General features: G+C 69.8%; 12 protein-coding genes. 10 read left to right on the forward strand and 2 right to left on the reverse strand.

Translation table 11 applies throughout. The annotated features are described in order from the left end of the window. Together D588_RS0103205 and D588_RS0103210 are read left to right on the forward strand one after the other, a co-directional pair. A partial coding sequence (locus D588_RS0103205; protein WP_017914950.1) for a methyltransferase occupies positions 1–906 on the forward strand: 906 nt, incomplete at its 5' end. Beyond that, on the forward strand, positions 903–1610 hold the full coding sequence (locus tag D588_RS0103210; RefSeq protein ID WP_017914951.1) for a pseudouridine synthase: 708 nt from the start codon (positions 903–905) through the stop codon (positions 1608–1610). The genes D588_RS0103205 and D588_RS0103210, both read left to right, overlap by 4 nt. 82 nt (positions 1611–1692) lie before the next feature. Here the strand turns inward: D588_RS0103210 and D588_RS0103215 are convergent, their stop codons facing one another. Next, a complete protein-coding gene (locus tag D588_RS0103215; RefSeq protein WP_017914952.1) occupies positions 1693–2262 on the reverse strand; it encodes a DUF1415 domain-containing protein in 570 nt (189 codons plus the stop codon). An 89-nt stretch (positions 2263–2351) separates the two neighbouring features. Beyond that, positions 2352–3281, reverse strand: coding sequence for a LysR family transcriptional regulator (locus D588_RS0103220; protein ID WP_017908774.1), 930 nt, complete (start codon positions 3279–3281; stop codon positions 2352–2354). Positions 3282–3442: 161 nt separating this feature from the next. Between D588_RS0103220 and D588_RS0103225 the strand changes: the two genes are divergently transcribed. From D588_RS0103225 to D588_RS0103260, 8 genes are all read left to right on the forward strand, one after another. Next, on the forward strand, positions 3443–4612 hold the full coding sequence (locus tag D588_RS0103225; protein ID WP_017914953.1) for a muconate/chloromuconate family cycloisomerase: 1170 nt from the start codon (positions 3443–3445) through the stop codon (positions 4610–4612). A 2-nt stretch (positions 4613–4614) separates the two neighbouring features. Continuing rightward, positions 4615–4905, forward strand: a complete 291-nt coding sequence (catC, locus tag D588_RS0103230; RefSeq protein ID WP_026143319.1) for a muconolactone Delta-isomerase — start codon at positions 4615–4617, stop codon at positions 4903–4905. A gap of 80 nt (positions 4906–4985) precedes the next feature. Then, a complete protein-coding gene (gene catA / locus D588_RS0103235) occupies positions 4986–5924 on the forward strand; it encodes a catechol 1,2-dioxygenase (RefSeq protein ID WP_017914954.1) in 939 nt (312 codons plus the stop codon). Between the two features lie 105 nt (positions 5925–6029). Next, a complete protein-coding gene (locus D588_RS0103240; RefSeq protein ID WP_017914955.1) occupies positions 6030–7385 on the forward strand; it encodes a Rieske 2Fe-2S domain-containing protein in 1356 nt (451 codons plus the stop codon). Then, complete coding sequence (gene benB, locus D588_RS0103245) at positions 7382–7870, forward strand: benzoate 1,2-dioxygenase small subunit (protein WP_017908779.1); 489 nt, start codon at positions 7382–7384, stop codon at positions 7868–7870. The genes D588_RS0103240 and benB overlap by 4 nt, the downstream gene beginning before the upstream one ends. A gap of 26 nt (positions 7871–7896) precedes the next feature. Continuing rightward, positions 7897–8928: a benzoate 1,2-dioxygenase electron transfer component BenC gene (gene benC / locus D588_RS0103250; RefSeq protein WP_017913082.1), complete on the forward strand. Its 1032-nt coding sequence runs from the start codon at positions 7897–7899 to the stop codon at positions 8926–8928. After that, complete coding sequence (locus tag D588_RS0103255) at positions 8925–9698, forward strand: 1,6-dihydroxycyclohexa-2,4-diene-1-carboxylate dehydrogenase (protein ID WP_017908781.1); 774 nt, start codon at positions 8925–8927, stop codon at positions 9696–9698. The genes benC and D588_RS0103255 overlap by 4 nt, the downstream gene beginning before the upstream one ends. 109 nt (positions 9699–9807) lie before the next feature. Next, positions 9808–10263, forward strand: a 456-nt coding sequence (locus D588_RS0103260; RefSeq protein ID WP_017914956.1) for an alpha/beta hydrolase fold domain-containing protein, incomplete at its 3' end; no start/stop codon positions are given.

Genomic DNA, 10263 nt, shown 5'->3' on the forward strand with positions numbered 1-10263 from the left:
CCGTTCGCCAGCGCGCTGCAGCAGGGCGGCTGGACGGCGCGTGCGGAGCAGGACGGCGCCGCCGACGCAGGCGGCTACGCGCTGGTGCTGGTGCTTCCGCCGCGCCAGCGCGAGGAAGCGCGGGCGCTGCTGGCGCGCGCCGTGGCGCTGGCCGCGCCGGGCGGCATGGTGGTGGCCTGCCAGGCCAACAACGAGGGCGCGCGCTCCGGCGAGGACGACCTGCAGCAATTGGCTGGACTCGGCGGCAAGCTGACCAAGCACCACTGCCGGGTGTACTGGACCGCGCCGCTGGACGGCGGCCACGACGCCGCGCTGCAGCAGCGCTGGGCGACGCTGGATGCGGTGCGGCCGATTCTCGACGGTCGCTTCCGCAGCCGCCCGGGCGTGTTCGCCTGGGATCGCATCGACCCGGCCTCGGCGCTGCTGGCCGAACACCTGCCCGCCGATCTGCGCGGCCGTGCCGCCGATCTCGGCGCCGGCTACGGCTACCTGTCGGCCGAACTGCTGGCGCGCTGCCCGCAACTGACCGCGCTGGACCTGTTCGAGGCCGACGCGCGCGCGCTGGCGCTGGCGCGCGCGAATCTGGCGCAGGCACCGGCCGGCCCGACGCTGGGCTTCCACTGGCACGACGTGACCACCGGACTGCCGGGGCAGTACGACGTCATCGTCAGCAATCCGCCGTTCCATGCGCCGGGGCGGATGGAGCGGCCGGACATCGGCCGGCGCTTCATCGCGGTGGCGGCGCAGGCGCTGGCGCCCGGCGGGCGGCTATTCCTGGTCGCCAACCGGCATCTGCCCTACGAGGCGGTGCTCGACGCCAGTTTCGGGGAGACCGAGGTGCTCGCCACCCGCGACGGCTTCAAGCTGATCCACGCGGTGCGCAGCCGCGCCGGAGCGCGCCGATGAAGCTGGTCAAGCACCTGGCCAACCTGGGCTACGGCAGCCGCAAGCAGGTGGCGCTGATGTTCCGCGAGGGCCGCATCACCGACACCGAGGGCGAGGTGCTGTACGCCGACGACCAGGTGCCGCACGCCACGATCCGCGTCGACAGCGAGCCGCTGGACCCGCCGCCCGGGCTGATCCTGGCGTTGCACAAGCCGGTCGGCTACACCTGCTCGACCAAGGATCCGGGACGCATCGTCTACGACCTGCTGCCGCCGCGCTTCCGCCTGCGCTCGCCGCTGCTGTCCACGGTGGGGCGGCTGGACCGCGACACCAGCGGTCTGCTGCTGATGACCGACGACGGTGCGCTGCTGCATCGCATCGTCTCGCCCAAGGCGCGGTTGGCCAAGGTCTACGAGGCCACCCTGGCCGAGGATCTGCGCGGCGACGAGGCCGCGCAGTTCGCCAGCGGCACGCTGCTGCTCGACGGCGAGACCACGCCGCTGCTGCCGGTGCAACTGGAGACGCTGGGACCGCGCCAGGTGCGCGTGGCCCTGCACGAAGGCCGCTACCACCAGGTGCGGCGCATGTTCGCCGCCGTCGGCAACCACGTGGCCGCACTGCACCGCAGCCGCATCGGCGGCTTCGGCCTGGACGATCTGCCCTCGGGGCAGTGGCGGGTGCTGGAGGCGGCGGAGGTGGCGGTGCTGTTCGAGGGCCGGGATTAGGGAGTCGGGATTAGGGATTGGCAAAAACGCGTGGCGCCACGCACCGTCGCAAATCCCGCTTCTACGAATCCCCAATCCCCAATCACGAATCCCGACTCTCAACCGCCCGCTTCCAGCCCTCCAGCCCCAGCTTCTCCAGGGTCTGCAGATTGCGCTCGACGATCACGTCCGCGTCCGGGAACGCGGCCACCGCGCGCTCCACGCTGTCCTCGCGCAGCAGGTGCAGGGTCGGGTAGGGCGCGCGGTTGGTGTAGTTGCCGATGTCGTCCGCCGCGGTGCCGGCGAACTGGTACTGCGGATGGAAGCTGGCCACCTGCAGGATGCCGTGCAGGTCCAGCGCCTCGACCGCGGCGTCGGCGTTGTCGAGGAAGTCGTTGTAGTCCAGGAAGTCCTGCAGCACGTCCGGATGCACGATCAACGTGGTGTCGATCTGCTCGGCCGGGGTGTCGCGCAGCAGCACCAGTTCCTCGGCCAGCTGTTCGAGCAGTGCCTCGGGCGTACTCGCATCGCTGAGCACGAAACGCACCTGCTGCTTGACGTACACCGCCTTGGCGAACGGACACAGGTTCAGCCCGATCACCGCGCGCTCCAGCCATCGGCGGGTCAGGGCGATCGGGTCGTCGGAGGCGGGGGCAAGCGAGGTGGGAGGCATGGCGTCGGCGGTGGCGAAGGGGCGGCGCGCGTGGGCACGGGGCCGCGCGCGGCGGCCAGTGTATGCCGGATAGGCGCCGGTGGCCGGGGTTACGGTGCGTTCCAGCGGTTGTAGGACACGTCCAGCCACGGCGGATGCTCGGCATACATCTCGCGGATCAGTTGCTTGGTCAGTTCCACCAGGCCGGAGTCGTCGTTGCGGCGATAACTCATGATGATCGGCGAGGTGGCGTGTTCGTCGTCGATCAGGCGGTAATGCAGGTCGCTGCGCATCGACCGCGCCGAGGCCGGGATCAGGCAGATCCCGCTCTCGGCCGCGACCAGGCCCAGCGCGGTCTGCAGCTCGCGCACCTCCTGCAGTTCGCTGGGATGCGCGCCGTGATCCTGCAGCAGCGACAGCACCTGATCGGCGAAGCTGGGGCGCGGATGGCTGGGATAGAGCAGCAGCCGTTGCCCGGCCAGCGCCGCCGGCGGCAGCGGCGCGTCCTCCGCGGCCAGCGGGTGTTCCATCGGGATCGCCGCGACCAGGCGCTCCTCGCGCAGGACCAGGCGTTCGACATGCTGGTCGCTGCTGCGCACGCGGCCGAAGCCCAGGTCGATGCGGCCTTCCTTCAGCGCTTCCACCTGCTGGCTGGACATCAGCTCGACCAGGCGCACTTCCAGGTCCGGTCGCGCCTGGCGCAGGCGCCGCACCACCGTGGGCAGACCGCCGTACAGGGTGGAGGCGACGAAGCCGATCGAGGCCACGCGGCGCTCGCTGCGGCCGAGCCGGCGCGCGGCCTCGGTCATCTGCTCGACCCGGCCCAGCACCTGCAGCGCTTCCTCGTAGAACAGCCGTCCGGCGTCGGTGAGACGCAGCGGGCGGCTGCGCCGCACCAGCAGCGGCACGCCCAGTTGCTGTTCGATCTGCTGGATCTGCCGGCTCAGCGGCGGTTGCGCGATATGCAGGATTTCCGCGGCACGGGTGAAGTTGCGTTCGCGGGCGACGGCCACGAAGTAGCGGAGTTGACGCAGATCCATAGACGCTCGCTGTGGCGGAAAGTTACATGACATTCAAAGTATGCTGTGCTGCAGCAAATCATGAACGTCTAGGTTTCCCGCCATACTATATCTTCAGGGTATGAAATGGTGCTGCATTCAGTCTTGGACGGCAGTGCCGTGCCGGGCCAAGAATCGGCGCCATGTCACCGCACCCCACCACCGCCACCGTCGAACGCGTCGAGACGCTCCTGCTCGACCTGCCCACGATCCGCCCGCATCGCCTGTCGATGGCGACGATGCGCGGGCAGACCCTGATGCTGGTGCGCCTGCATTGCAGCGACGGCGTGGTCGGGCTGGGCGAGGGCACCACCATCGCCGGTCTGGCCTACGGCGCGGAGAGCCCGGAAGGCATGCAGTTGACGATCGACCGCTACATCGCGCCGCTGCTGGTCGGTGCCGACGCCAGTGCGGTGCAGGCGCTGATGCAGCGTGTCGGCGGCCTGGTCAAGGGCAACCATTTCGCCAAGTGCGCGATCGAGACCGCGCTGCTGGACGCGCAGGGCAAGCGCGTCGGACTGCCTGTGTCCGAACTGCTGGGCGGGCGCCAGCGCCAGCGCCTGCCGGTGGCGTGGACCCTGGCCTCCGGCGACACCGCGCGCGACATCGACGAGGCCGAGCGCATGCTCGACGCGCGCAGGCACAACGTGTTCAAGCTGAAGATCGGCACGCGCAGCGTCGCCGAGGACGTGGCCCACGTGGCGGCGATCAAGCGCGCGTTGGGGGCGCGCGGCGCGGTGCGGGTGGACGTCAACATGGCCTGGAGCGAGACCGAGGCGGTGCGTGCGCTGCCGGCGCTGGCCGATGCCGGCTGCGAACTGGTGGAGCAACCGGTGGCGTCGCTGGCGTCGATGCGGCGGCTGATGCGCCGCTTCCCGATCGCGTTGATGGCCGACGAGATGCTGAGCGGCCCGGAAAGCGCCTTCGAGGCGGCGCGACGCGGCGCGGCCGACGTGTTCGCCGTGAAGATCGAGCAGTCCGGCGGCCTGTACGCCGCGCAGAAGGTCGCGGCCATCGCCGATGCCGCCGGCATCGGCCTGTACGGCGGGACGATGCTGGAAGGGGCGATCGGCACGATCGCTTCGGCCCATGCCTTCGCCACCTTCGCCAACCTGCAATGGGGCACCGAGCTGTTCGGTCCCTTGTTGCTGACCGAGGAGATCCTCGCCGAGCCGCTGCGCTACGAGGATTTCCAACTGCACTTGCCGTGCGGACCAGGCCTGGGCATCGCCCTGGACGAGGCACGGGTGGACGCGCTGCGCCGCGATCGCCGCCGCATCGTGATGCCGGTGGCTACCGGCGTGGAGGAATGAACATGTTGTTTCACGTGAGCATGGAAGTGAACCTGCCCGGCGACATGCCGACCGAGCGTGCCGAGCAGCTCAAGCGCGACGAAAAGGCGCGTTTCCAGCAGCTGCAGCGCAGCGGCCAGTGGCGCCATATCTGGCGGGTGGTCGGGCAGTACGCCAACGTCAGCATCTTCGACGTGGCCGACAACGCCGAACTGCACGCGCTGCTGCTGTCGCTGCCGTTGTTTCCCTACATGCGCATCGCGGTCACCCCGCTGTGCCGCCATCCCTCGTCGCTGTACGAGGACGATCGCTAGTCCCGCACCACGGGCGCTTCCTCGGGAGGGGAACGTCTCAAGGCAGCCAACGCAACCATGAGCAGAGAAGGAACCAGACGATGAGCGTCAAGATTTTCGAGACCCCGGAGGTGCAGGCGTTCCTGCGCACGGTCAGCGGCCTGGAGCAGACGGCCGGCGACGCGCGCGTGAAACGGATCGTGCATCGCGTGCTGTCGGACCTGTTCAAGGCCATCGACGATCTGGATGTCACGCCCGACGAGTACTGGAGCGCGATCGCCTGGCTCAACGACCTGGGCGCGGCAGGGCAGGCCGGGCTGATCTCGCCCGGGCTGGGCCTGGACCACTTCCTGGATCTGCGCCTGGACGCCATCGACGCGCAACTGGGCATCGACAATCCGACGCCGCGGACCATCGAAGGACCGCTGTACGTGGCCGGCGCGCCGGTGGCGCACGGCTTCGCCCGGCTCGACGACGGCAGCGACGAAAACGGCCATCCGCTGATCATGCACGGCACCGTGTACGCCGCCGACGGCCGCCCGCTGCCCGGCGCCACGGTGGAGGTGTGGCACTGCGACACGCGCGGTTTCTATTCGCACTTCGATCCCACCGGCAAGCAGGCGCCGTTCAACATGCGCCGCACCATCGTCGCCGACGACAACGGCCAGTACCGTTTCCAGAGCATCGTGCCCAAGGGCTACGGCGTGCCGCCGGGCAGCCCGACCGAACGCCTGCTGTTCGCGCTCGGCCGCCATGGCCAGCGTCCGGCGCACATCCACTTCTTCGTCGGCGCCGACGGCCACCGCAAGCTGACCACGCAGATCAACATCGCCGGCGACCCGCTGGTCAACGACGACTTCGCCTACGCCACCCGCGATGGCCTGGTGCCGGATCTGGTGGAACGCAGCGACGAGGCCAGCATCCAGGCCAACGGCCTGAGCGGCCCGTTTGCCGAGATCCAGTTCGATTTCCGCCTCACCGCACTGGTGGAAGGCGTGGACAACCAGGCCAATCCGCTGCGCCGCCGCGTCGCCGCCTAGTTTCCGCCGCGTCACGGGGCACGCTGCGCGTCGCCCCGTGCCGGTCACTGCCGCGGCCTGCGGTTGCCAACGCAGGCCGCCGCCATTCTCACAGGAGACACCCCCATGTCTGCCGTCATCGACCCTGCGGCCGCGCTCGACACCCTGCTCGCCAATGCCGTGCAGGACGATCCCGCCGCGGGACAGTTCCGCTGCCGTCGCGAGATCTTCACCAGCGCCGATCTGTTCGAACTGGAAATGAAGCATCTGTTCGAGGGCAACTGGATCTATCTGGCGCACGAGAGCCAGATCCCCGCGCCGAACGACTACTACAGCACCTACATCGGCCGTCAGCCGGTGGTGATCACCCGCGACAAGCACGGCGAACTGCACGCGGTCATCAACGCCTGCGCGCATCGCGGCGCGATGCTGTGCCGGCGCAAGCACGGCAACAAGGGCAGCTTCACCTGTCCGTTCCATGGCTGGACCTTCTCCAATACCGGCAAGCTGCTCAAGGTCAAGGACGAGAAGACCACCCAGTACCCGCCGCAGTTCGGCCAGGACGGCAGCCACGATCTCAAGCGCGTGCCGCGCTTCGAGAGCTACCGCGGCTTCCTGTTCGGCAGCCTGCGCGAGGACGTGGCGCCACTGCACGAGTTCCTGGGGCAGACCCGGATCATCATCGACCAGATCGTCGATCAGGCGCCGCAGGGGCTGGAAGTGCTGCGCGGCAACTCGTCCTATGTCTACGACGGCAACTGGAAGCTGCAGATGGAGAACGGCTGCGACGGCTACCACGTCAGCACCGTGCACTGGAATTACGCCGCCACCATGAGCCGGCGCAAGCAGGAAGGCACCCCGGCGGTCGATGCCGGCAGCTGGAGCAAGAGCGTCGCCGGCGTGTACGGCTTCGAGAATGGGCACCTGCTGCTGTGGACCAAGACCATGAACCCGGAAGTGCGCCCGGTGTACGCGCAGCGCGAGGAACTGGCGCAGCGCCTGGGCGCCGACCGCGCCGCGTTCATCGTCGAGCAGACGCGCAACCTGTGTCTGTATCCGAACCTGTTCCTGATGGACCAGTTCTCCACGCAGATCCGCGTGGTCAGGCCGCTGGACGTGGACAAGACCGAGGTCAGCATCTTCTGCTTCGCGCCCAAGGGCGAAAGCGCGCGCGACCGTGCGCTGCGCATCCGCCAGTACGAGGATTTCTTCAACGTCTCGGGGATGGGCACCGCCGACGACCTGGAGGAGTTCCGCGCGTGCCAGGCCGGCTACGCCGCCGGCGCGGCGCCGTGGAACGATCTCAGCCGCGGCGCGCCGTTGTGGATCGACGGCCCCGACGAGAATGCGCGGCGGATGGGACTGGCGCCGCTGCTGTCGGGCGAGCGCAGCGAGGACGAAGGCCTGTTCGTGCGCCAGCACGCGTACTGGGCGGAGGCGATGCGCGAGGCGATCGCACGCGAACGCGAGGGTACGGCATGAGCACCGACTACCAGACCATCTGCGCCTTCCTGTACCGCGAGGCGCGCCTGCTCGACGACCGCCAGTGGGACGAGTGGCTGACCCTGTACGCCGAGGACGCGGTGTACTGGATGCCGGCCTGGGACGACGACGACCGCCTCACCGACGATCCGCAGTCGCAGATCTCGCTGATCTACTACGCCGATCGCTCCGGGCTGGAGGACCGCGTGTTCCGCATCAAGACCGAGCGCTCCGGCGCCTCCACGCCGGAGCCGCGCACCAGCCACAACCTGAGCAACATCGAGGTGCTGTCCGAGCACGGGCAGGACATCGAGGTGCGGCACAATTTCCACACGCTCAGCCATCGCTACAAGGTCACCGACCAATTCTTCGGCACGGTGACGCTGACCCTGCGCCGGCAGGACGACGCGCTGCGCATCGCGCGCAAGACCATCGTGCTGAAGAACGATTACATCCGCCAGGTCGTCGACGTCTACCACGTCTGATCGGCACGCACCTGCGAGCAACCGCCATGTCCTATCGCATCGCGCTGAATTTCGAAGACGGCATCACCCGCTTCATCGACTGCAACGACGGCGAGACGGTGCTCGACGCCGCCTTCCGCCAGCGCATCAACCTGCCGATGGATTGCGCCGACGGCGTGTGCGGCACCTGCAAGTGCCGCGCCGAACGTGGGCGCTACGATCTGGGCGAGGACTACATCGAGGACGCGCTCAGCGCCGATGAAGCCGCCGCCGGCATGGTCCTGACCTGCCAGATGCGGCCGCAGTCGGACTGCGCCGTGGCGGTGCCGGCGACCTCGCTCGTCTGCAAGACCGGGAGCGTGCACTTCCAGGCCACGGTGGCGGCGGTGGTCGCGCATGCCGACGCCGCGCTGGAACTGACCCTGGAGACGATCGGCCCGGCGCCGGCCTTCCTGCCCGGCCAGTACGTCAACATCGCCGTGCCCGGCAGCGGCCAGTTGCGCGCGTATTCCTTCAGTTCCGCGCCGGGTGCGTCCACGCTGACCTTCCTGATCCGGCGCGTCCCCGGCGGCCTGATGAGCGCCTACCTGGACGCGGCCACGCCGGGACAGGTCCTGGACCTCAACGGCCCGCTGGGCAGCTTCTACCTGCGCGAGATCACCCGGCCGCTGCTGTTGCTGGCCGGCGGCACCGGCCTGGCGCCGTTCCTGTCGATGCTGGCGCAATTGCAGGCCAGCGGCTGCGCGCATCCGGTGCATCTGATGTACGGCGTGACCCGCGGCGCCGACCTGGTGCTGCTGGAGCGCCTGCAGGCGCTGGCCGAGCAGGCCGACTGGTTCACGTTCGATACCTGCGTGGTCGATCCGGCGGCGGCGCATCCGCGCACCGGCTACGTCACCGAGCACCTGCCTGCGCATGCCCTGCACGGCGGCGACGTGGACGTGTACCTGTGCGGACCGCCGCCGATGGTCGAAGCGGTGCGCACGCATTTTTCCGGCATCGGGCTGGTTCCGGCCGCCTTCCACTACGAGAAGTTCACCCCCAGCGCCGTGGCGCCGGTGCAGGAACGGGCCGCATGAGCGCGCGTTTCGCCGGCAAGGTGGTGGTGGTCACCGGCGCGGCGCAGGGCATCGGCCTGCGCGTGGCCGAGCGTGCCGCCGCCGAGGGCGCACGGCTGGTGCTGGTGGACCGCGCCGCCCATGTCGCCGAACTGTCCCAGGCACTGGCGCCGGCCGAAGTCGCCACGCTGGTGGCCGACCTGGAACACTACGAGGAGAACGCGCGGGCGATGCAGTTCGCGCAGGCGCAGATGGGCCGCATCGACGTGCTGGTGAACAACGTCGGCGGCACCATCTGGGCGCAGCCGTACCAGGAATACACCCCGGCGCAGATCGAGGCCGAGGTGCGGCGCTCGTTGTTCCCGGCGCTGTGGGGATGCCGCGCGGCGCTGCCGTACATGATCGCGCAGGGCGGTGGGGCGATCGTCAACGTCTCCTCCATCGCCACCCGCAGCATCCATCGCGTGCCGTACGGCGCGGCCAAGGGCGGGGTCAACGCGCTGACCGCGTGCCTGGCGTTCGAGCACGCCGCGCATGGCATCCGCGTCAACGCGGTCGCCCCGGGCGGTACCGAGGCGCCGCCGCGGCGGGTGCCGCGCAATGCCGATGCGCAGAGCGCGCAGGCGCAGGCCTGGTATCAGCAGATCGTCGCGCAGACCGTGGAATCGAGCCTGATGAAACGCTACGGCACGCTCGACGAGCAGGCCGCGGCGATCCTGTTCCTGGCCTCGGACGAGGCTTCCTACATCACCGGGACGGTGCTGCCGGTGGGCGGCGGCGACCAGGGATGATCCACCCGCCCGGCCCGCCGTGCGCGCGTCGCCGCGGCCTGTCGCCACGCACCGGCGGCGCCCACTGACCCCCGTGTCCTCACCTCTGTCCTTTCCTGGAGCGAACGCCATGCAGTCCCCTCTCTTCGACCCTTCGCGGCTGGCGCCGGACGTGCTGGCGGTGTTGCAAGGCATGGCCGCCAGCGGCGCGCCCCCGCTGGAGACCCTGCCGATCCCGCAGCTGCGCCAGGCCTACGGTCAGATCGGCGCGCTGCTCGGCGGCGCGCCGTTGCCGGTGGCCGAGGTCCGTGCGCTGACCGCCACGGGGCCGGCCGGTCCGATCCCGCTGCGCCTGTATCGGCCGGTCAGCGCGCCGCAGGCCACCGCGGCCATCGTCTATCTGCACGGCGGCGGCTGGAGTGCCGGCGATCTGGACACCCACGATCCGGTCTGCCGGCGCCTGGCGCAGGCGGCCGCGTGCGCGGTGGTGGCGGTGGACTACCGGCTGGCGCCGGAACATCCGGCCCCGGCCGGCCCGCAGGACGTGGTCGCGGCGATCGCCTGGCTGGCGGCGCACGCCGGCGAG

It is taken from the genome of Xanthomonas sp. SHU 308 (genome assembly GCF_000364645.1).
GTDB lineage: Bacteria > Pseudomonadota > Gammaproteobacteria > Xanthomonadales > Xanthomonadaceae > Xanthomonas_A > Xanthomonas_A sontii.

Excerpts from the sequence above, each read along its gene's own strand:
- D588_RS0103220 (WP_017908774.1), bottom strand. The coding sequence starts at position 3,281 with ATGGATCTGCGTCAACTCCGCTACTTCGTGGCCGTCGCCCGCGAACGC.
- D588_RS0103240 (WP_017914955.1), top strand. The coding sequence starts at position 6,030 with ATGTCTGCCGTCATCGACCCTGCGGCCGCGCTCGACACCCTGCTCGCC.
- benC (WP_017913082.1), top strand. The coding sequence starts at position 7,897 with ATGTCCTATCGCATCGCGCTGAATTTCGAAGACGGCATCACCCGCTTC.
- D588_RS0103215 (WP_017914952.1), bottom strand. The coding sequence starts at position 2,262 with ATGCCTCCCACCTCGCTTGCCCCCGCCTCCGACGACCCGATCGCCCTG.
- D588_RS0103255 (WP_017908781.1), top strand. The coding sequence starts at position 8,925 with ATGAGCGCGCGTTTCGCCGGCAAGGTGGTGGTGGTCACCGGCGCGGCG.
- benB (WP_017908779.1), top strand. The coding sequence starts at position 7,382 with ATGAGCACCGACTACCAGACCATCTGCGCCTTCCTGTACCGCGAGGCG.
- D588_RS0103210 (WP_017914951.1), top strand. The coding sequence starts at position 903 with ATGAAGCTGGTCAAGCACCTGGCCAACCTGGGCTACGGCAGCCGCAAG.
- D588_RS0103225 (WP_017914953.1), top strand. The coding sequence starts at position 3,443 with ATGTCACCGCACCCCACCACCGCCACCGTCGAACGCGTCGAGACGCTC.
- catC (WP_026143319.1), top strand. The coding sequence starts at position 4,615 with ATGTTGTTTCACGTGAGCATGGAAGTGAACCTGCCCGGCGACATGCCG.
- catA (WP_017914954.1), top strand. The coding sequence starts at position 4,986 with ATGAGCGTCAAGATTTTCGAGACCCCGGAGGTGCAGGCGTTCCTGCGC.